The sequence below is a fragment of the Paraburkholderia sp. OAS925 genome (assembly GCF_040543975.1).
GTDB classification, from domain to species: Bacteria; Pseudomonadota; Gammaproteobacteria; order Burkholderiales; family Burkholderiaceae; genus Paraburkholderia; species Paraburkholderia graminis.
Genome location: NZ_JBEUNO010000001.1, coordinates 3,735,067 through 3,756,364 on the forward strand (window position 1 = coordinate 3,735,067; position 21,298 = coordinate 3,756,364).

17 protein-coding genes and 1 pseudogene are annotated in these 21,298 nt (G+C 64.3%); 14 read left to right on the forward strand and 4 right to left on the reverse strand.

Features of this window, described 5'->3' with window-relative positions; genetic code table 11:
• Positions 1 to 115: 115 nt before the first annotated feature.
• Positions 116 to 1,372, reverse strand: a complete 1,257-nt coding sequence (gene icd / locus ABIE53_RS16365; protein WP_006050089.1) for an NADP-dependent isocitrate dehydrogenase — start codon at positions 1,370 to 1,372, stop codon at positions 116 to 118.
• Positions 1,373 to 1,711: 339 nt separating this feature from the next.
• On the opposite strand from icd, the gene ABIE53_RS16370 reads away from it, so the two are divergent.
• The 11 genes and pseudogenes from ABIE53_RS16370 to ABIE53_RS16420 all read left to right on the forward strand — a co-directional run bounded on the left by ABIE53_RS16370 (position 1,712) and on the right by ABIE53_RS16420 (position 14,382).
• Positions 1,712 to 2,281: a pseudouridine synthase gene (locus ABIE53_RS16370; RefSeq protein ID WP_006050088.1), complete on the forward strand. Its 570-nt coding sequence runs from the start codon at positions 1,712 to 1,714 to the stop codon at positions 2,279 to 2,281.
• A gap of 386 nt (positions 2,282 to 2,667) precedes the next feature.
• Positions 2,668 to 2,862 carry a hypothetical protein gene (locus ABIE53_RS16375; RefSeq protein WP_027212290.1) on the forward strand — a complete coding sequence of 65 codons (195 nt, stop codon included), beginning with the start codon at positions 2,668 to 2,670 and terminating at the stop codon, positions 2,860 to 2,862.
• A 145-nt stretch (positions 2,863 to 3,007) separates the two neighbouring features.
• Positions 3,008 to 3,538 (forward strand): DUF192 domain-containing protein, encoded by a 531-nt coding sequence (locus ABIE53_RS16380; RefSeq protein ID WP_006050087.1) that lies wholly within the window; start codon positions 3,008 to 3,010, stop codon positions 3,536 to 3,538.
• 254 nt (positions 3,539 to 3,792) lie between these two features.
• Positions 3,793 to 5,898 (forward strand): elongation factor G, encoded by a 2,106-nt coding sequence (gene fusA / locus ABIE53_RS16385; RefSeq protein WP_006050086.1) that lies wholly within the window; start codon positions 3,793 to 3,795, stop codon positions 5,896 to 5,898.
• A gap of 196 nt (positions 5,899 to 6,094) precedes the next feature.
• Positions 6,095 to 6,621, forward strand: a pseudogene (locus ABIE53_RS16390) (cupin domain-containing protein).
• Between the two features lie 18 nt (positions 6,622 to 6,639).
• Positions 6,640 to 7,668 carry a HoxN/HupN/NixA family nickel/cobalt transporter gene (locus tag ABIE53_RS16395; protein ID WP_192698749.1) on the forward strand — a complete coding sequence of 343 codons (1,029 nt, stop codon included), beginning with the start codon at positions 6,640 to 6,642 and terminating at the stop codon, positions 7,666 to 7,668.
• Between the two features lie 369 nt (positions 7,669 to 8,037).
• Positions 8,038 to 9,711, forward strand: coding sequence for an ABC transporter substrate-binding protein (locus ABIE53_RS16400; RefSeq protein WP_006050083.1), 1,674 nt, complete (start codon positions 8,038 to 8,040; stop codon positions 9,709 to 9,711).
• A gap of 59 nt (positions 9,712 to 9,770) precedes the next feature.
• Positions 9,771 to 10,778, forward strand: a complete 1,008-nt coding sequence (locus ABIE53_RS16405; protein WP_006050082.1) for an ABC transporter permease — start codon at positions 9,771 to 9,773, stop codon at positions 10,776 to 10,778.
• Positions 10,775 to 11,644: an ABC transporter permease gene (locus ABIE53_RS16410; protein WP_006050081.1), complete on the forward strand. Its 870-nt coding sequence runs from the start codon at positions 10,775 to 10,777 to the stop codon at positions 11,642 to 11,644. Before ABIE53_RS16405 ends, ABIE53_RS16410 begins: the two co-directional genes overlap by 4 nt.
• Positions 11,641 to 13,785: an ABC transporter ATP-binding protein gene (locus ABIE53_RS16415; protein ID WP_006050080.1), complete on the forward strand. Its 2,145-nt coding sequence runs from the start codon at positions 11,641 to 11,643 to the stop codon at positions 13,783 to 13,785. Before ABIE53_RS16410 ends, ABIE53_RS16415 begins: the two co-directional genes overlap by 4 nt.
• Positions 13,786 to 13,899: 114 nt before the next feature.
• The gene (locus ABIE53_RS16420; protein ID WP_006050079.1) at positions 13,900 to 14,382 is read left to right on the forward strand and encodes a hypothetical protein; all 483 of its coding nucleotides are present in this window, start codon (positions 13,900 to 13,902) and stop codon (positions 14,380 to 14,382) included.
• 31 nt (positions 14,383 to 14,413) lie between these two features.
• Here ABIE53_RS16420 and ABIE53_RS16425 read toward each other — a convergent pair whose 3' ends face one another.
• A complete protein-coding gene (locus tag ABIE53_RS16425) occupies positions 14,414 to 15,259 on the reverse strand; it encodes an aldo/keto reductase (RefSeq protein ID WP_006050078.1) in 846 nt (281 codons plus the stop codon).
• 228 nt (positions 15,260 to 15,487) lie between these two features.
• Between ABIE53_RS16425 and ABIE53_RS16430 the strand changes: the two genes are divergently transcribed.
• Positions 15,488 to 16,234, forward strand: coding sequence for a GntR family transcriptional regulator (locus ABIE53_RS16430; RefSeq protein WP_006050077.1), 747 nt, complete (start codon positions 15,488 to 15,490; stop codon positions 16,232 to 16,234).
• A gap of 64 nt (positions 16,235 to 16,298) precedes the next feature.
• Here the strand turns inward: ABIE53_RS16430 and ABIE53_RS16435 are convergent, their stop codons facing one another.
• Positions 16,299 to 17,708 carry a CoA transferase gene (locus tag ABIE53_RS16435; RefSeq protein WP_006050076.1) on the reverse strand — a complete coding sequence of 470 codons (1,410 nt, stop codon included), beginning with the start codon at positions 17,706 to 17,708 and terminating at the stop codon, positions 16,299 to 16,301.
• Positions 17,709 to 17,827: 119 nt separating this feature from the next.
• Between ABIE53_RS16435 and ABIE53_RS16440 the strand changes: the two genes are divergently transcribed.
• A complete protein-coding gene (locus tag ABIE53_RS16440) occupies positions 17,828 to 19,054 on the forward strand; it encodes a citrate synthase family protein (RefSeq protein ID WP_192698748.1) in 1,227 nt (408 codons plus the stop codon).
• Between the two features lie 99 nt (positions 19,055 to 19,153).
• On the opposite strand, the gene ABIE53_RS16445 is transcribed toward ABIE53_RS16440, so the two are convergent.
• Positions 19,154 to 19,471, reverse strand: coding sequence for a DUF2917 domain-containing protein (locus tag ABIE53_RS16445; protein ID WP_006050074.1), 318 nt, complete (start codon positions 19,469 to 19,471; stop codon positions 19,154 to 19,156).
• 173 nt (positions 19,472 to 19,644) lie between these two features.
• Here ABIE53_RS16445 and ABIE53_RS16450 point away from each other — a divergent pair, with 173 nt between their 5' ends.
• Positions 19,645 to 21,054, forward strand: coding sequence for an aminotransferase-like domain-containing protein (locus ABIE53_RS16450; RefSeq protein WP_053858671.1), 1,410 nt, complete (start codon positions 19,645 to 19,647; stop codon positions 21,052 to 21,054).
• Positions 21,055 to 21,298: the final 244 nt, after the last annotated feature.

Consider the following 21,298-nt stretch of genomic DNA (forward strand, 5'->3'; position numbering starts at 1 on the left):
ATCCGTGTTGGCGCGCCGCGCAAACGAACATGAAATAAAAAACCCAGCTAATCGTTCGCATTAGCTGGGTTTTTATCGACCTGACGGGACGTTGCCGCGCGTCCCCAAAGCCAGACTACATATTCTCGATCATCACCTGCCCGAACCCCGAACATGACACCTGCGTCGCGCCTTCCATCAAACGCGCGAAGTCGTACGTGACGCGCTTTTGCAGAATCGACGTTTCCATCGACTTGATAATCAGATCCGCCGCCTCGAGCCAGCCGAGATGGCGCAGCATCATTTCCGCCGAGAGAATTTCCGAGCCCGGATTCACGTAGTCTTTGCCCGCGTACTTGGGCGCCGTACCGTGAGTGGCCTCGAACATCGCGACCGAATCCGACATGTTCGCGCCCGGCGCGATGCCGATGCCGCCCACTTGCGCGGCCAGCGCGTCAGACACGTAGTCGCCGTTCAGATTGAGCGTGGCGATCACGTCGTATTCGGCGGGGCGCAACAGAATCTGCTGCAGGAAAGCGTCGGCGATCACATCCTTGACGACGATGTCGCCGCCCGTCTTCGGATTCTTGACCTTCATCCACGGACCGCCGTCGATCAGCTCCGCGTTGAACTCCTTCTGCGCGAGCGCATAACCATAGTCACGGAACGCGCCTTCCGTGTACTTCATGATGTTGCCCTTGTGCACGAGCGTGACCGAGCGGCGGTCATTGTCGATCGCATACTGGATCGCCTTGCGCACGAGACGCTCCGTGCCCTCGCGCGAGACCGGCTTGATGCCGATGCCCGACGTATCCGGGAAGCGGATCTTCTTCACGCCCATCTCTTCCTGCAGGAACTTGATGACCTTCTTTGCCTGCTCGGACTCGGCCGGCCATTCGATGCCCGCGTAGATATCTTCGGAGTTCTCGCGGAAGATCACCATGTTGGTCTTTTCCGGCTCACGCACCGGCGATGGCACGCCCTTGAAATACTGCACCGGACGCAGGCATACGTACAAATCGAGTTCCTGACGCAGCGCGACGTTCAGCGAACGGATGCCGCCGCCGACGGGCGTGGTGAGCGGTCCCTTGATCGACACCACATATTCCTTCAGCACCTGTAGCGTTTCTTCAGGCAGCCACACGTCCGGCCCGTACACTCGCGTCGATTTCTCGCCCGCGTAGATCTCCATCCAGTGGATTTTCTTCTTGCCCGCGTAAGCCTTCTCGACCGCTGCGTCCACGACCTTGATCATGACCGGCGTGATGTCGAGGCCGGTGCCGTCGCCTTCGATATACGGAATGATCGGCTGATCCGAAACGTTGAGCGAGAAATCCGCATTGACGGTGATCTTGTCACCACCGGTCGGAACCTTGATGTGCTGATACGGCATGATCGGACTCCAGTGAAGGCTGTGCTGCAAGCTGATGGGAGACTGCCAAGACGATGCTCCTCGCTACGCGCAATGCCGGACGCGCGCACGCGGCCTGGCCGTTATTCTAGCCCACACGGCCGCGGCATCGAGGCCGCCGCGGCTCGGGGTTTTCCAACATGCAGACTGGGATAAAGCACGGCGTCCGTCTGTTGTCTTGTCCATCTCGTCGATGAGCGCAGCCGCCCCGCCGCGCCCTATGCATTATTATCCCGCCATTCGCCACAGGCATCGCTCCTGCGGCCCCGCGTCGCGCCTCATGCTGCTGCGGCGGGCGCCGCACGACATCATCACCTTCCTATGCGCCTCATCGCTCTGAACAAGCCGTTCGGCACCATCTGCCAGTTTTCCGCGCACGAAACGCGCGCGTCGCTCGCCGACTGGGTCAAGGTGCCGGGCGTGTATCCGGCGGGCCGTCTCGATTCGGACAGCGAGGGCCTGCTGCTTCTCACCGACGACGGCGCGCTGCAAGCGCGCATCGCCGAGCCGCGTCACAAGCTCGTCAAGCGCTATTGGGCGCAAGTGGAAGGCGCGGTGGATTCGGCCGCGCTGAAGAAGCTCGCGCGCGGCGTCGATCTCGGCGATTACGTGACGAAGCCGTGTCGCGCCGAGTACGTCGAGCCAGGCGACACGCTATGGACGCGCACGCCGCCCATTCGCTATCGCGCCGCGATTCCGACGACATGGATCGAGTTGTCCATCACCGAAGGCAAGAACCGCCAGGTGCGCCGCATGACGGCCGCGGTCGGCTTTCCGACGCTGCGTCTCGTGCGCGTCGGCATGGGCGCGCTGGATATTTTTTCGCTCGGCCTGCAACCGGGCGAGAGCGTCGAGTTGCCGCACAACGCGCCTTGGGAAGGCGTCGCCTGATTCGCTAACTCGTTGTATGCGCGAACAAAATCGCGCGTGAAACCAGCTAATGAAAAAGCCGTGAAACAGCGGCTCGCGCATGCACGGCTCGAAGCCTGGTTCAACTCAATGTCGCGTGCTGAAATTTTCCGCAAAATTGACGTCAACCGGTGCGCAAGCTCACGCGTTATTCGACGCAGATGCCGCCCGAAGCTGTCCGGCATTCAGCCTTAAGAGCCTTTGTACAAGCCGCTTGTGCGGTCCGTGCGGGCAGTCTGAGCGCTCGGCAGACGCGTCGAAAATTTGTTCGATGCGCTGTCAACCGAAAGGTGGATGGCACGTTTACCGACATGACTCAAACATAACCGGGTCATTTGGTTAATTAACTCAAGCTGAGGATTTTCAAAATGAACAAACTGATCGCCGCTCTGGTCGCTGGCCTTTTCGCAACGGCAGCATTCGCACAAGCTTCGGCACCGGCAGCAGCTTCGGCAGCTCCGGCAGCAGCAGCTTCGTCGGCAAAGAAGACCACGAAGCACGCTCACAAGAAGTCGCACAAGAAGGCAGCTGCTGCAGCAGCCGCTTCGGCAGCTTCGGAGTAAGTTTGTCGTAAAAAACGCAGTCAAGAACTCGCTTCATTGCCGTTCTTACGGCGTTGAAAGGCAGATCACCGCAAGGCGATCTGCCTTTTTGTTTTTGACGCGCTCGCGTAACATTCCCCGGTTAATCTCAGCAAGGAGTCACGCCGTGCGATTTCCCCTGCGCTCGTTGATGGCGCGCTTCATGACACCTTTCATGGCACGTCTCGCCGTTGCCGCGATCCTGCCGTTCGCGGCCCTGTCGTTTTCGGCTCTGAATGCACTGCCTGCTCACGCGCAGCAAATGCCCTCTGGCGCAAAACAGCCAGGCGAATTTCCGCGCGCGAAGCTGACCGCGGGCATGTTCGTGATCGACGCGGCCGTCGCCGCGAACGACGCCGACCGCGAGCAGGGCCTGATGTACCGCACGAGCCTCGCGCCCAACGAAGGCATGCTGTTCGTCTTCAATGAAAACGCCGTGCATTGCTTCTGGATGAAAAACACGCTGATTCCGTTGTCGATCGCGTTCATTCGCGCGGACGGCACCGTGACCGACATCGACGAAATGCAGGCCGAGACGACGAATAACCACTGCCCGAAGAACAACGGCGTGTACGCGCTCGAGATGAGCAAGGGCTGGTTCACGTCGAAAGGGATCAAGCCTGGCATGAAGATTCAGGGGCTTCCGGCGGCGCAGTAAAACCACGCGCAGCGTCGCCTCGCTCACCGCAAAGCCGGTGCCTGTTCATAAGGCATCGGCTTTTGTCGTTTTTACGCTCCGCGCGCCGCCAGCCACACCGCCAGCCACGCCACAGCCACACCTGGCAAGATTCCTGCAAAAGACGGGCCGACGCGCTATCCTAGTAGTCTTAGCAACGCAGCACTCCCGCGGTTCGGGCGGCACAGACTGCCGCCCGGCAAGCGTTTCAGGCGCGCTATTCCAAGGAGGTTCACGTGCCCCGCAAGACTCCCATCGAGCGCTACCGGAATATCGGCATCAGCGCTCACATCGATGCCGGCAAAACCACCACCACTGAACGCATCCTGTTCTACACCGGCGTGACCCACAAGATCGGCGAGGTTCACGACGGTGCGGCGACGATGGACTGGATGGAACAGGAGCAGGAGCGCGGCATCACGATCACGTCGGCGGCCACCACCGCCTTCTGGAAGGGCATGGCCGGCAACTATCCCGAGCATCGGATCAACATCATCGACACGCCGGGGCACGTCGACTTCACGATCGAAGTCGAGCGCTCCATGCGCGTGCTCGACGGCGCCTGCATGGTCTACGACTCGGTCGGCGGCGTGCAGCCGCAATCGGAAACCGTCTGGCGTCAGGCGAACAAGTACAAGGTGCCGCGCATCGCGTTCGTCAACAAGATGGACCGCGTCGGCGCGGACTTTTTCCGCGTGCAGCGTCAGATCGGCGACCGCCTGAAAGGTATCGCCGTGCCCATCCAGATTCCGATCGGCGCGGAAGAGCACTTCCAAGGCGTGGTCGATCTCGTCAAGATGAAGGCGATCTTCTGGGACGAAGAGAACCAGGGCATCAAGTTCGAGTACCGCGATATCCCCGCGGAACTCGCGGCAACGGCTAAGGAGTGGCACGACAAGATGGTCGAAGCCGCCGCCGAAGCGAGCGAGGAACTGCTGGAAAAATATCTGGGCGGCGACACGCTGACCGAAGACGAAATCAAGCACGGCATCCGCACACGCTGCATCGCCAATGAAATCGTGCCGATGCTGTGCGGCAGCGCGTTCAAGAACAAGGGCGTGCAGGCCATGCTCGACGCGGTGATCGACTACCTGCCGTCGCCGGTCGACGTGCCCGCCATCACCGGTCACGACGAACACGACAACGAAATCGAGCGTCATCCGAACGACACCGATCCGTTCTCGGCGCTCGCCTTCAAGATCATGACCGACCCGTTCGTCGGCCAGCTGATTTTCTTCCGCGTGTACTCGGGCGTCGTGAATTCGGGCGACACGGTCTACAACGCGATCAAGGAAAAGAAGGAGCGCCTCGGCCGCATCCTGCAGATGCACGCGAACGAGCGCAAGGAAATCAAGGAAGTCTACGCAGGCGACATCGCCGCGGCGGTCGGCCTGAAGGAAGCGACAACCGGCGACACGCTGTGCGATCCGAACAACGTGATCATCCTCGAAAAGATGATCTTCCCGGAGCCGGTGATCTCGCAGGCTGTGGAGCCGAAGACCAAGGTCGACCAGGAAAAGATGGGCATCGCGCTCAATCGTCTCGCGCAGGAAGACCCGTCGTTCCGCGTGCAAACGGACGAGGAATCCGGCCAGACAATCATCTCCGGCATGGGCGAGCTGCACCTGGAAATTCTCGTCGACCGGATGAAGCGCGAGTTCGGTGTCGAGGCGACTGTGGGCAAGCCGCAGGTTGCTTATCGCGAGACGGTGCGCAACAAGGTCGAGGACGTCGAAGGCAAGTTCGTCAAGCAGTCGGGCGGCCGCGGCCAGTACGGCCACGCGGTCATCACGCTCGAGCCCGCGCCGCAGGGCAAGGGCTACGAATTCGTCGACGCGATCAAGGGCGGCGTGATTCCGCGCGAATACATTCCGGCCGTCGACAAGGGCATCCAGGAAACGCTGAAGGCCGGCGTGCTTGCGGGCTATCCGGTGGTCGACGTCAAGGTGACGCTGACCTTCGGCTCGTACCACGACGTGGACTCGAATGAAAACGCGTTCCGCATGGCCGGCTCGATGGCGTTCAAGGAAGCCATGCGCAAGGCCAAGCCCGTGCTGCTCGAACCGATGATGGCCGTCGAAGTCGAAACGCCCGAAGACTTCATGGGCAACGTGATGGGCGATCTGTCGAGCCGTCGCGGAATGGTGCAAGGCATGGAAGACATCGCGGGCGGCGGCGGCAAGCTCGTGCGCGCGGAAGTGCCGCTGGCGGAAATGTTCGGCTATTCGACGTCGCTGCGTTCGGCGACGCAAGGCCGCGCGACCTACACGATGGAGTTCAAGCACTATGCTGAAACGCCGAACAACGTCGCGGAAGCCGTCATCAACGCGAAGCACAAGTAAGCCTGTGCGCCGGTGACAAAAGCCTGGGTTCTGCAAGGCAAAGCAGGCGAAGCCCGTCCCTCGTGGACGGGCTTTTTTTCGTCGATCGAATAAGCTCGTGAGCGCACTCACGCGACGCGCAGCTTTTTTAACGTGTAAAAATGCCGGACGGGGCCGCGAAGTTCGCCCCGCCTCCCAAGCCACGAGGAGACACGCGATGAGCCAGGATCACGAACATCCGCATTACAACGACGAGAAAGACGCGCCGCAGCCGGCGCCTGTCGATTGGCGCGAGCATGGCGTCAAGGTCATCAGGGGCGATCAGCTCGACACCAACACGGCGCAGACGCCCGGCATGAATCGCGCCGCCGCGATCAATGCGGCACGCGTCGGTGCACAGAAAATCTGGGCCGGCACCGTGACGATTCATCCGAATGCGAAGACCGGCGCGCATCATCACGGCGCGCTCGAAAGCGTGATCTACGTAGTGCGCGGCCAGGCGCGCATGCGCTGGGGCGAGCATCTCGAGTTCACCGCCGAAGCGGGCCCCGCGGCGACTTCATCTTCGTGCCGCCGTATGTGCCGCATCAGGAGATCAATGCGAGCACCGACGATCCGCTCGAATGCGTGCTCGTGCGCAGCGACAACGAAGCGGTCGTGGTCAATCTGAACATCGACGCCGTCGAGCAGCCCGAAACGGTGTACTGGGTCGATCCGATTCACAAACATCCGCACGATCACTAATCCACTCTCACGCGACTCATGACGCCGACCGCTTCGCTGCGCCCTCGCCTTCTCACGCTGTACGCCGTTCTGACCGCCGCCAACCTCGCCGCCTGGGCGTGGGCGTTGATCGCGTTCCGCCACTATCCGCTGCTCGTCGGCACGGCCTTGCTCGCGTATGGATTCGGTCTGCGCCATGCGGTCGACGCGGACCACATCGCCGCCATCGACGCCGTCACACGCAAGCTGATGCAGACCGGCAAGCGCCCGCTTGGCGTGGGTCTCGCGTTTTCGCTGGGACATTCGACCATCGTGATCCTGGCGACGCTCGGCATTGCGTGGACCGCGCATTCGCTGCACGGCCGCTTCGAGACGTTCAAGGCCGTGGGCGGCACGATCGGCACGCTGGTTTCGGCGACGTTTCTGCTCGTGCTCGCGGCTGTGAATCTCGTGATTCTGCGCGATGTATGGCGCCGCTATCGTCATGTGCAGCGCGACGGCGAAGCCGCTGTGATCGCGTTCGATCGTGCCGATGCAGGCGCACCCGGCGGCCTTCTATCGCGCGCGCTGCGGCCGCTGTTCCGGCTCGTGACGAAAAGCTGGCATATGTACCCTGTCGGCGTGCTGTTCGGCCTCGGCTTCGACACCGCCACCGAGATCGGTCTGCTCGCGATCGCCGCGTCCGAAGCCGGCAAGGGCTTGCCGCTGTATTCGATCCTCGTGTTCCCCGCGCTCTTCACCGCGGGCATGACGCTCGTCGATTCGACGGATAACGTGCTGATGGTCCACGCATACGGCTGGGCGATGGACGACCCGAAGCGCAAGCTCTACTACAACGCGAGCATCACGTTCGTGTCGGCGGTCATCGCGATTGTGATCGGCGGCGTCGAAGCGTTGGGACTGCTGTCGGACAAGCTCGGGCTCAGTGGCGGCGTGTGGGATGCGGCGGCGAGCGTCAACGAGCAGTTCGGTGTGCTCGGCTACGGAATCGTCGCCGCGTTCATGGCGTGCTGGATCGGCTCTGTGCTGTTTCATCGCTGGCGGCGGCCGGACGTCGCAGCGCGGTGAGTTGATGAACCGCGCTCGAGCGTTCAACAGCGCTCGAGCGTTCAAGCTCTTCATAGCTCCGTTGCCGGTTCGTTCGCTATAGCGGCGCCAATGGCAATCGAAGTCCACGCGCGCAGCCCGCAGCAGGGACGCGCGGCTTCCGCGCGATGCCCCGTGAAGCCATCGCAACCGTTGTCATCACGACACACACCGGCCCTTTTTATCCGCCGATCGCGGATCTCACGCCGACGCGAGCGCTCCAATCCGCGAGCAATCGCTTAAACTGAAACGGCCTTGCATCGCCGAAACAGCGCCCATGCGCAGTCAACCTGCCGCGCATCCGGCGCGGCTTCTCAGAACCGGCAACCGAACGGACTGGACATTCCAACGATGAAGACTCCCGCTGACCGATTCCCCGCTCTCGACCTCGCCCGCCGCACCGCCGACGCCTACGGCAATCACGCCATCGACGAATTCCGCGCCGGCCGCATCACGCGCCGCGAACTGCTGCGCTATGCGAGCGTGATCGGCTTGTCGCTGGTGGGCGGCGGCGTGCTCGACGCGCCGCGCGCATCGGCACAGGGCAGCGCGAAACCCGGCACGCCGTCGAATCAGACGATTCGCGTTGCGCATCTGACGCCTGCCGGCGCCGTCGATCCGCTCACGGTGACGGACGCGGCGAGCCTCGCGCTGCTGAACCAGACCGGCGAATTCCTGATCGACGACGACGGCGAAAAGCTCGTTCTGAAGCCGGCGCTCGCGTTGTCGTGGAAACCGAACGACAAGGGCGATGTGTGGACCTTCAAGCTGCGCGAGAACGTGAAGTTCCACGACGGCCAGCCGTTCACCGCGAAAGACGTGGTCGCGACGTTCGACCGTCTTGCCGATCCGGCAAGCGGCTCGGCGGCGCTCTCGGTATTAAAAGGCGTGCTGTCGAAAGGCGGTGCAAAAGCGGTCGACGACCACACGGTCGCTTTCCACCTCGATGCACCGAACGGCAACTTCCCCTACTACGTTTCTTCGGACAATTACAACGCAGTGATCCTGCCGGCGAATTACGCGGGCGGTTATGAAAAGAGCTTCATCGGCACCGGTCCGTTCAAGCTCGAAAAATATCAGGCGAAGGTCGGCGCGTCGTTCGTGCGCAATCCCGATTACTGGGGCGAAAAAGCGTTACCGCAACGCGTACAGTTTTCGTTTTACGCGGACCAGCAGGCGCAACTGCTCGCGCTGCAAGGCCATCAGGCCGACGTGATGGGCACGTTCACCGTGCAGGGCGGCGCGGCCATTCTGAACAATCCCGACTACAAGGCAGTGGGCGTCAAGTCGAGCGCGCATCGGCAGATTCATATGCGCAACGACAATCCGCTCTTCAAGGACAAGCGCGTGCGCCAGGCGCTCGCGTTGTCGCTCGATCGCGACGTCCTGGTGCGCGGCCTCTTCAAGGGCCGCGCGCAACTCGGCAACGACAGTCCGTTCGCGCCGGTGTTTCCTTCGTCGGATGCGGGCGTGCCGCAGCGCAGGATCGACGTCGCGAAGGCCAAGCAGTTGCTCGCGCAAGCGGGCGTGCCCAACGGCTTCGACGTCACGCTGACCACCGAAAAGTACATGGAGATTCCCGATCTCGCGGTCGTCGTGCAGAACGCGGCGAAGGCGATCGGCGTGCGCATCAATCTGAAAGTCGAGAGCCAGTCGCTGTATTACGGCGCGGGCACGCCGGGCAAATCGGACTGGCTCGACTCGCCGCTCGGCATCACCGACTACGGTCATCGCGGCGTGCCGAACGTGTTCCTGAATGCGCCGCTCACGAGCGGCGGCACATGGAATGCCGCGCACTTTCAGAATCCGCAATACGATCAACTGGTCGCGCAGTTCGTCGCGGCTGTCGACCTCGCCTCGCAGAAGAAAATCTCCGGGCAGATTCAGACCTTGTTGCTCGACGAAACGCCGATCATCATTCCATTCTTCTACGATCAACTGATCGCGATGCGCAAGGGCGTGAACGGCGTGCGTTTCACCGCGCTCGCGCAGCTTTATTTCGACCGCGCGGTGCTGAGCGCCTGAGCGTCCCAGCGTCTGAGCGTTTTACTCGCGCGCCGCCTTTGACTGGTCAGCCGTTCACTATGTCGACCACTGCAAATCCCTCCGCTTCCGCGCCGAACGGCAACGCCGGGCGCGTCGTGCGTTTTCTGGCGACGCGCGTCGGCCTCTCGTTGATCACGCTGTGGCTGTTGTCGATGATCGTGTTTGCGGGCGGCCAACTGTTGCCCGGCGACATCGGCCGCGCGGTGCTCGGTCCGCTCGCCGACGCGCGCGCGGTCGCCGCGCTGAATCATCAACTCGGCGCCGACCGTCCGCTGACGACGCAATACGTCGACTGGATCACGCATTTTCTGCGCGGCGACATGGGGCTTTCGTACGCGTATCGCGAGCCGGTGGGACCGTTCATCGCCGATGCGCTCGCGCATTCCGCGAAGCTCGGCTTGCTCGCGTTCATCGTCGTCGTGCCGCTCGGCATTGCGGGCGGCGTGTGGTCCGCCATGCACGCGGGACGCTGGCTCGATCGCACGATCAGCATCGCGGGCTTGTCGGCGACTGTCGTGCCCGAGTTCGTCTCGTCGATCGTGCTGATTCTCGTGTTCGGCGTGTGGCTGCGCTGGCTGCCCATCGAGGCGTCGTATCCGCCGGATGCCGGCGCGCTCGAACAGTTGCGTTACCTGATCCTGCCGATCCTGCCGCTCGTGCTCGTGTTCTTCGGCTACATCGCGCGGATGGCGCGCGCCGGCACCGTCGAAGCGCTCGACGCCGACTACACGCGCACCGCGATATTGAAGGGCTTGCCGCGTCATGTCGTGATCTGGCGGCATGTGCTGCGCAATGCGCTGCTGCCGACCATCACCGTGGCCGCGACTCAACTCGGCTACATGATCGGCGGCCTCGTCGTGGTTGAGACGCTATTCCGCTATCCGGGCATCGGCTCGCTGATCTACAACGCCGCGAAGGCCAAAGACTTCCCCATGCTCGAAGCCGGCGTACTGACCATCGGCGTGGTGTACACCGCCGCCAATCTGATCGCGGATGCGTTGCACGTGCTGCTCAATCCGCGCTTGCGCGTGAGGAGCGCCGAATGAGCACGATCGTTCCACCGGCCGCGCCGCGCGCCGCCAGCGAGCCGCGCTTCGACCCGTTGCGCGTGCTGCTGCGCTCGCCGACGTTCGTCGTCGGCCTTGTCATCGTCGTATGGTGGATTGTTTGCGCGATCGCCGGGCCGTGGTTTGTGCCCGTCGATCCCTACGCGTCCGACCCGCTCAACTCGCTGATGCCGCCTGATCACACGCACTGGTTCGGCACCGATCAACTGGGACGCGACGTGTTCTCGCGCGTGATCGTCGGCGCGCGCGACATTCTCACGATTGCGCCGCTCGCGACGCTGCTCGGCACGGCGACGGGCACCGCGCTCGGTCTCGTGGTCGGCTACTTCGACGGCTGGGTCGACAACGTGGTGGGCCGCGCGATCGACGCCATTCTCGCGCTGCCGCTCGTGATCGTCGCGTTGCTCGCGCTTGCCGCGGTGGGCGCGTCGAACTTCACGGTAATACTCGTGATCGGCATCACGTTCGCGCCGATCACCGCGCGCACCGTGCGCGCGGCCGTGTTCGCCGAGCGCCATCTCGACTACGTGGCCGCCGCCCAACTGCGCGGCGAACGCGCGCCGTACATCATGTTCGCGGAGATCTTGCCGAACGTGCTGCCGCCCATCATCGTCGAGGCGACCGTGCGGCTCGGCTACGCGATCTTCGCGGTGGCCACGCTGTCGTTTCTCGGCTTCGGCATTCAGCCGCCATCCGCCGACTGGGGCCTCGCCCTCTCCGAGTCGTACACGCTGATGGCAGGCGGCGCATGGTGGACCGTCGTGTTCGCGGCCGCCGCGATTGCGTCGCTCGTGGTCGGCGTGAATCTGATCGCCGACGGCGTACAAGGTGTACTCGACCGATGAACGGACCGCCGCCCTCCTCGTTCCCCGCCTTCGACGTCTCGAAGAGCGATCGCACGGATGCGCTGACCGTCGTCGGCCTGACGGTCACGTACCGGATGCGCGGACGCGATCGCGAAGTGCTGCAAGACGTGTCGTTTCGCGTGCGGCGCGGCGAGGCGTATGGGCTCGTCGGCGAATCGGGCTGCGGCAAGTCGACCGTCGCGATGGCGGCGCTGCGCTATCTGCCGCGCAACGGCAAAGTGAAGGCGGGCAAGATCGCGATCGCGGGCGCGGAGGTGAACAAGCTCGACGCCGATGCATTGCGGGCGCTGCGCGCCAATACGATTTCGATGGTCTATCAGGACCCCGGCCGCGCGTTGAATCCGTCGCTCACGGTTGCGCGGCAAGTGTCCGAAGCATTCGAAGCCGCCGGTCTCGCGCGCGAAGAAGCATTGCAGCGCTCGCTCGAGATGTTGCAACGGGTGCGCATTGCGTCGCCCGAGCGGGTGATGGCCAGCTATCCTCATCAATTGTCGGGCGGCATGCAGCAGCGCGTGGTGATCGCGATGGCGCTCGCTTCCAACCCGGCGCTGCTGATTCTCGACGAACCGACCACGGGGCTCGACGCCACGGTCGAAGCCGAAGTGCTCGACCTCGTCGCGCAACTGCGCGCGGAGCTGGGCACGGCCGTGCTGTTCATCAGCCATAACCTCGCCGTGATCGGACGCATGTGTGAGCGCGTCGGCGTGCTTTACGCGGGCAAGCTGGTCGAGGAAGGCGCGACCGAAGATGTCTTCACGCGGCCGCGTCATCCGTACACGGTGGGCTTGTTGCGCTGCCTGCCCACGGCGGGGCGCAGCAAGGACAGCGAGCGGCTCGATACGATTGCGGGCGGCTTGCCGTCGCCGGGGTCGGTCACGCAAGGCTGCATCTATGCCGAGCGTTGCCGTCTCGCCGACGACCGCTGCCGCCGCGAAGCGCCGCCGCCGTATCGCGTGAGCGCAGCGCATGGCGATCAGATGTCGCGTTGCCATTATCACGAGCGCGCGATCGAGTTGCCGCGCGCAAGCGCGCAAGCGTTGCCCGCGGACCATCGCGCGATGAGCGGCAACGAGCCGCGTGCGCTCGTGCTGCGGGCCGAAAATCTGTCGAAGACTTTCCATGTATCGGGCGGCGGGTTGCGCGCGGTCGACAACGTATCGCTCGATCTCGCAGCCGGCGAGACGCTCGGCCTCGTCGGCGAATCGGGCAGCGGCAAGACGACGCTTGCGAAGCTGATGCTCGGCCTGCTCACGCCCGACGCCGGCAGCGTGCTCGAACTCGACGGCGCGCCGCTCGCCGCGCGCGTCACGCGACGCAACGACGAGCAGGTCAAGTCGCTGCAGATCGTGTTCCAGAATCCCGACTCGGCGTTGAATCGCGCGCATTCGGTCAAGCGGCTGATAGGCCGCGCGTTGTCGCGTCTTGGCGAGCTGCGCGGCGCCGCCATCGACGAACGGCTTGCCACGCTGACCGCCGCCGTGCGTTTGCCGGAGCGCTATCTCGGCTCGCGCACGCGCCAGCTTTCCGGCGGACTCAAGCAGCGCGTCGCGATTGCGCGCGCATTCGCGGGCGAGCCGCGCGTGGTGGTGTGTGACGAGCCGACTTCCGCGCTCGACGTCTCCGTGCAGGCCGCGATTCTCAATCTGCTCGCCGACTTGCAGCGTGAGCGCGGCGTCAGCTACGTGTTCATTTCGCACGATCTGCATGTCGTGCGCTATCTGTCCGATCGTATCGCCGTGTTGTATCTCGGCAGGCTGCTCGAAATCGGGCCGGCTGCCGCGGTGTTCGACGGACCGCAGCATCCTTATACGGAAGCGCTGCTGTCGTCGGTACCGACACTCGATGCCCACGCGCGTAAAACCCGCATTCGGCTTTCAGGCGATTTGCCGAGCGCCGCATCGCCGCCGTCGGGTTGTGTGTTTCATACGCGCTGCCCGCGCAAGCTGGGCGCGATCTGCGAGCAGCAGGACCCGCCGTTTGCGGACGCAAGCGGCGGCACGGAAACTACCGAAGGCAAGCACCTGATCCGCTGCCATATTCCCGTCGATCAATTGCGCATGCTGCAAGCCGCCCCGCGCGACGAGGTCAACGACATTCCCGACGACGCGCCAACTGTCTAACGCAAAACGCCGGACGCGACCCATCGCAATAGATGCGCCAGCCGCGCGTGCCTGGAACCAAAGCGCCGCAATTGCCTCATATCAATTCAACGTTCGATATGAGGGCATCACAACATGCAACGAAACGTCCCCCGCTACGCGGTGCGTGCGGTCGCCGGCCTTGCCGCGGCCGCCGCTTTGAGTCTCGCCTCGCTTGCGCATGCGCAGACCGGCACGCAAAAGCCGGCGCCGGCCGCGCAGCCGCTCTCGCCCACGTTGTCGCAGGCCGCGCCGCCTGTCGATCCCAGCTTCTCCGCGTACTCGCTCGCGCAGACCTGCAAGCAGAAAAACGATAACGTCGCGCAGGGCCAGTGTGTCGGCGCGATTCGCGGGATCATCCACGGCTATCAGTACGGCGTGTTGTTCCTCGGTCAACGCACGTCCTTGCCGGCCAACGAAACGCAGCGCGTGTCGCTGTGTCTGCGCAATGCGCCGGTGTCGTCGATCGTCGAGGAATTCGTCACGGACGCGGGCCAGGTCAACGACGAGTCGCTCAAGCACACGCCCGCCGAAGTCGCGGTGCTGGGCTCGGTGCACATGCATCACAGTTGCAATTGACGACGCACTGCCCGTGCGATGAGCACGACGCTCAGAGCATTTCCAGCGCGCGCTTGCCGCGCGGCGGCTTGAAGTAGCCGTCGATGGCGGCAAGCTCCTCTGCGTCGAGCCGCAACTCGAGCGCACGATAGTTGTCGCGCACGTGCTCGACGCGGCCCGCCTTCGGAATCGCGAACACGCCTGGCTGCTGCAATACCCACGCAAGCGCCACCTGGAACACCGAGACGCCGCGCGCGCTCGCAATATCGTCGAGCGGCGAGCGGCGCGGCAGACGCGCGTGATCGACGGGACTGTAGGCCATGGCCGGCATGTTGCGCGCGGCGAGCCAGGGCAGCAGGTCGAACTCCGGCCCGCGCCGCGCGACGTTATACAGAATCTGGTTCGTCGCGCACGACTCGCCGCCGGGCGTGGCCACGAGTTCTTCCATGTCGTCGGTATCGAAGTTGCTCACGCCCCAGTGGCGGATCTTGCCGGCTTCGCGCAGCGCCTCGAAGGCCGCGACCGTCTCCGCGAGCGGCACCGAGCCGCGCCAGTGCAGCAGATACAAATCGAGCCGATCCGTGTTCAGACGTTTGAGGCTGCGTTCGCACGCCGCAATCACGCCGCGCCGGCTCGCGTTATGCGGATACACCTTGCTGACAAGGAACACCTGGTCGCGCAGTCCTGCAAGCGCTTCGCCGAGCAGCGATTCGGTTGCGCCGTCGCCGTACATTTCGGCGGTATCGATCAGCGTCATGCCGAGCTCGACGCCGTATCGCAGCGCGTCGATCTCAGCCGCGCGGCGCGCCGGCTGCTCGCCCATCTCCCATGTGCCCTGCCCGAGTTTCGGGATGCGCTCGCCGTCGGGCAGGCTCACGCTTGCGATGTCGCTCGTCATGCTGGCTCCTGAAGTGACTGACTATGGCTGAATGTCCGACCATGCGACGGCGCGAAACACAGACCCGGCGCACGGCGCTGCTGCTCGATCCGTATCGACGACGCATCGACGACGCATCGACGAGTTTACCGGCTGCGCCGCGATCCGACCGATGACCAGGCAAAAGCCCGCTATAACGTCGCGCGCCGATGTCTTAGAATTGCTCCTCGCCCTTCTAGCGTAAGCCCCATGACCTCTGCCTCGGAAGACCGCTGGCGCGACCTGCGCCCGGACCCGGAAAACGACACACCGCTCTACCTGCAACTTGCCCGCAAGCTCGGCGCCGCAATCCACGAGAATCGCTGGAACGCGGGCGAAGCGCTGCCTTCGGAGCGTGTACTCTCGGAGGCGCTTGGCGTTTCGCGAATCACGTCTCGCAAGGCCATCGCGTTGCTCGTCGAACAAGGCCTGATTCGACGCACGCAGGGCGCCGGCAGTTTCATCACGCCGCGCTACGAAGATCCGCTGTCGCGTCTGTCGAGCTTCAGCGAAATGCTGCGGCGGCGGGGCTTTACGCCGAGTTCTCAGTGGCTGTCGCGCGAGATCCTGCCGGCCAATCGCGATGAAGTGATCCAGCTCGGGCTGTCGCCGGCTGCGGCGGTGACGCGTCTGCGGCGCTTGCGTCTCGCCGACGGCATCGTGATGGCCGTCGAGAACTCGACCTTTCCGGCTGCGGTGATTCCCGATCCGCAGGCCATCGGCGATTCGCTTTATACGTACCTGGAGAACCGCGGGCTGACCATCGTCCGCGCGTTGCAGCATTTCCGCGCGGTGAATGCGAGCGAGGAAATCGCGCAGCAAATGAGCATCGCGCCGAATGAGGCGCTGCTGTTGATCACTCGTGTGGGCTATACGGCGGATCAGCGCGCTATTGAACTGACCGACACTTATTGCCGTAACGATTACTACGATTTTGTGGCGGAGTTGAGGAAGTAGGTCGTGGGGTTTGCCGTGCAAGCTTTCTTCGATGCGGCCGTCGTGATGCGGCCGCATCAACGCATCAAACCCACTTCGCCTCGTGCGTGCCGATCGGCGCGGGTGGCAGTGCGAGGAAAGCCGGCGTCCCATCGAGCTGCTCGGCAGGCTGCACGGCCTGCACGCGGCCAAACCCGGACTGCACGGTTTCGAGGCAGTCGCGCACGTCGTCGAGCGTGAGCTCAGGCGCCTGCCAGCCGTCGGGAATCTCGCCGAACGATTGCAGCCAGCGGCCCGTCTGCGCGAGCGACACCTTCACATGCCAGCTACCGCCTTCGGTGGCGCGCCGCGCCAACGCGGCCATCGCGCCGAACGCGGCGAGATAGCCGGTCGCGTGATCGAGCGCCTGACACGGCAGATGCCTCGGCTCCGCGGATGCCGCCGCGCGCTGCTCCGTCGCCGCGATGCCGCTCGCGGACTGCACGAGGCTGTCGAACCCGCGCCGCGACGCCCACGGCCCTTCGTATCCATACGCGCACACCGACACGTAGACGATGCCGGGCCGCAGACGCGCTGCATCGTCGGGACCGAATCCGCGCGCCGCCAGTGCGCCGGGGCGATACGCCTGTAGAAAGACATCGGCATCGCGTGTCAAGCCGCGCAGCGTTTCGCGGCCTGCCGCATCGCGCAGATCGAGCACGGCCGAGCGCTTGCCGCGGCCGTTGTCGATGACGAGCGGCGCAATGTTCGGCAGATGCGGGCCGTTGATCATCAACACTTCGGCGCCATGCTGCGCGAGCGCGCGCCCACCGACCGGACCGGCGATGATGCGCGACAGGTCCAGCACGCGCACACCCGACAGCGGCCGGCTGCCCGCATTCACCGACGGCGACGCATGCCGCGTCGCGAGTTCCGGCGGGGCATCGCCGATTCGCTCGATTTCGAAGAGCGGCAGACGCGCGATTGCCTTTGCCTGATCGAGCGCGGTCCACTCTTGCGGCGTGCGAATCAACGCGGCGCACAGGCCGGCGTCGGCGAGCGTCTGGTCGAGCGCGGCGCCATCCCATCCACGTATCGCCGATGCAACCGCCGCGCGGTCGTTCTCGCAGCCGAGCACTTTCAATACGCCCGCCAGATGATGCGCGAAGTTCGTGTGCAATTGAATCCAGCGGCCGTCGCGCGTCTCATAGAAACCCGTCACAGGATCGCGCAGCGCGGGCGGCGGACCACCGTCGATTCGCAGATAACGTTCGCTGCGAAACGAAGCCAGCGCGCGGCGCATGTCCACGCTCACGGGCTGCCCGCGCCCCGTGCGCAACCGATGATATTCAGCCGCCGCCAGCCCCGTCGCGGCGATGGTCGCGCACGCCAGCGCGCCGACGCGAAACACGGACGGCAAGGCCGGCTCGCTGCCGGTGAAGTGAACCGAGCGAAGCGCGGCTCGCTCGCAGCCTGCGAGCGTCCAGATGTGATCGAGTGCGAGTTCGGGGGTCATGGCGTTCACATTCGGGTCGAGGAATGTGGATGAGTCTAGGAGCGTGGGTTGTTTGAATCAATCTTGATTGTGATAATCAATGTATATTGATTTGTTTGGTTGTTGTGCGGCCTATCCTCATGTCCCTATCTCCCGATTCCTTGACTGCCACCGAAGCCGCCGCCGAACTCGGCATCAGCGTGACCACGCTTTATGCGTACGTGAGCCGCGGCTTGCTGAGTTCGTCACCGGATGCACAAGGCAAGCATCGCCGCTACGACGCGCGCGAAGTGCGGCGGCTCGCGCGGCGCAAGGAAGACGGCAAGCGCGCGGGCAAGGTCGCGCAGAAAGTGCTGGATTGGGGCGTACCGGTGCTGGAATCGTCGATTACGCTCGTCGCCGACGGTCGCCTGCTGTATCGCGGACGCGATGCGATGGAGCTCGCGCGCACCGAATCGCTCGAAGATATTGCGGCGTTGCTGTGGGAGTGCAGCGCGGCGCGTATCGCCGATGCGCCGCCCGTCCCGCTCGGCGCCGCTCAATGGGCCGCGTGGCTGAAGCTGTGGGGCGACAGCACGCCGCTCGATCGCGCGCTCGTGCTGCTGCCCGCGGCGGCCGCGCAAATGCCGCGGGTCTGGGCGCTCGGGCGCGATGCGCAATTGGACAACGCGTGCGCCGTGATGCGGCTGCTGGCCGCCGCGATGATCTCGGCCGCGCCTTCGAATGCGCCGCTGCATCGACAGTTGGCGTCCGCGTGGCAGGTCCGCAACCGGCAGCAGGCGGCGCTGCTGCGCGCCGCGCTGGTCGCGTGCGCGGACCATGAGCTGAATGCGTCGACGTTCACGGTTCGCTGCATTACGTCGACGGGCACGCATCTGTTCGGCGCGGTGGCGGGCGGTCTCGCCGCGCTGGCCGGCCCGCGTCACGGCGGCGAGACCATGCGCATCGCGGCGTTGTTCGAAGAAGCGTCGCGCGCCGCCGATCTCGATCGTTACCTGGCCACTCGTCTATCGCGCGATGAGCACGGCGCGCAGGGGCCGGTGCTGTCCGGCTTCGGCCATCCGCTGTATCCGCAAGGCGATCCGCGCGCGCGGCTCCTGCTGGAATTGTTACGGGAGTGCGCGCCGGCGCGCTCGCCGCTCGGCGAGGTGCAGGCGCTGGCGCGGGCGGTCCGCGATACGACAGGCGCTGAGCCGACCGTCGACTTTGCGCTCGCGGCTATCGAGCGGGTGCTTGGCTTGCCCGTGGGCGCCGCTTTCACGTTGTTTGCGGTGGGGCGTGTCGTCGGGTGGATCGCGCATGCGATGGAACAGGCGCGCGACGGCGGCTTGATCCGGCCGCGGGCGAGGTATGTAGGGGAGAGTTGAGCGTTTCTTGTCGTCGGGCGGGGCACCTACGCGCCGGCCCGGCGGGCTCCTTCTCTCTTCACGCAACGACTGTCGCGCAAAACGCTCCCCTCCGCTCCTTCACATAGCGCCGAGCCAACGCGGCAGCCAGCTCGGCACCGCCGCACCGCGCGTCGGCCTCGCCGGGCCGCGTTCCGCACTACGCTCCGAGCCGCTGGCGAGCGCGAAGCGCGCACCCGCCTCTCCCGCGCTGATCCACGCGACGGCCCCGCGCGGCAGATCGATCGATTCGCCAGTGGCGAGCCAATAGTCGTCGCGGTCGCCTTCGACCGTTAGCCAGATTTCACCCGAGATCACCTTGAAAGTGGACGGGCGCGCGACGCGCCACGCGGCCACCGGCTCGTCATGTTCCAGTTCGAAAATCCGCACTTCACGCATGGCCGTTCTCCTTCAGAGGGCTTTTGTGTTGTATCGATTATTGTCGTGCGATCATCGGATACCCATGCACAGTTCCGAACAGTTTCATCGGAACTGTGCAGTCGAAAAACCGAACAGTTGGCGTGTGTGAGCTCCTGAACCGCACCGCACGTCCCGTCCGGGAAGGAAAGCACATGCGACTTGAGATTCAGCTTGATAGAGACAATGGCGTACCGCTGACGGAGCAGATCGTCGCGGGCGTCAGCACCTGGATTCGCTCACGGACCGCGCATCCGGGCTCGAAATTGCCGTCGATCCGCCAGTTCGCCGCCGACTACGGCGTGAGCCGCTTTCCGGTCATCGAGGCATACGACCGGCTGGTATCGCTCGGTTACATCGACTCGCGCCACGGTTCCGGCTTCTATGTGGCGGACCGGCCGCCCGGCGGCGCGCAATGCGACGGCACCTCGGACCCGCGCCGCGCCGAAGAAGAATCCGACCATCTGCTGCAGCAGTTCAACCATCCCGGCGAAACGCTGAAGCTCGGCAGCGGCTTTATCCCCGAGCCGTGGCGCGATACGGACAGCATCGCGCAGGCGATACGGCACGTGCTGCGCACCGATCCCGCGAGCATGGTCGATTACGCGACGCCGCTCGGCAACCTCAGCTTGCGCGAACATTTGCAGGCGCGAATCGCGCAACTCGGGATTCGTGCTGACACGTCGCAGATCCTGATCACGAACGGCGCGAGTCAGGCGTTCGATCTGCTGATGCGCTACATGCTGAAGGCGGGCGACACGATCTTCGTCGAAGACCCCGGCTACTACAATCTCTACGGCCTGCTGAAGCTGCACGGCGTGCGGCTCGTCGGCATTCCACGCACGCGCAGCGGGCCGGATCTCGACGTCATGCAGGCGCAGTTGAAGCAGCACCGGCCCAAGCTGTTCTTCATCAATACCGTGTTTCACAATCCGACCGGGACCACGGTCGCGCCGCCGGTCGCGTTCCGGCTGCTGCAACTGGCACGCGAGCACGGCTTTACGATCATCGAAGACGATATCTACGCCGACTTTCAGACCGACGTCACCGACCGCCTCGCCACACTCGATCAGCTCGAACATGTGATCTACATCGGCGGACTGTCGAAGACGCTGTCGTCGTCGTTGCGCATCGGCTGCGTGGTCGCGAGTCACGCGATCATCAAGGATCTCGTCGACATCAAGATGCTGACGAGCATCGGCGGCTCGCTTTTCGCGGAAACAGTGACGGCGTCGCTGCTCGAGCGCGGCGCATATCGTAAGTATCTCGAACGACTGCGCCGCCGTATGCGTGACGCGCTCGGCTCGACAATCCAGACACTCGAGGATGAGGGCTGGGAAGTGTTCGAGAAGCCCGTCGGCGGAAAATTTTTGTGGGCGCGCGTGCCGCACGTGGACAATGCCGAGCGGCTGGTGGAATGCGGCGCGCCGCTGGGCGTGACGGTTGCGCCGGGCAGTTACTTCAGGCCGGGTATGGAGCCGAGTCCGTGGATTCGAATTCACGCGGCGTTCGGTAACGAGCCGCGTGCGCAGGCGTTTTTTCGGGCGGCGGCGAAGTTGAAGTGAGTGACTGGGACTTGCGCGCTGGATGTCTGAGCCTGGCTCCGCACCGCGGCCGTGCTGCGTCGGTGCATTCTCCAAACGATACCGCGCAGCAGATGCGAACACGCTCGTCTCGCGCGGTGCTGCGGCCCGACCCCTCGCTGTGTCGTCCGCGGCTTTTCCCTAGAATAGCGAGTTCCTGCCCGTTCTGAGCGCCAAGCCGCTACTTCATGTCCACGCCGCCGACCCAGCCCGCTCCCTCGACCGT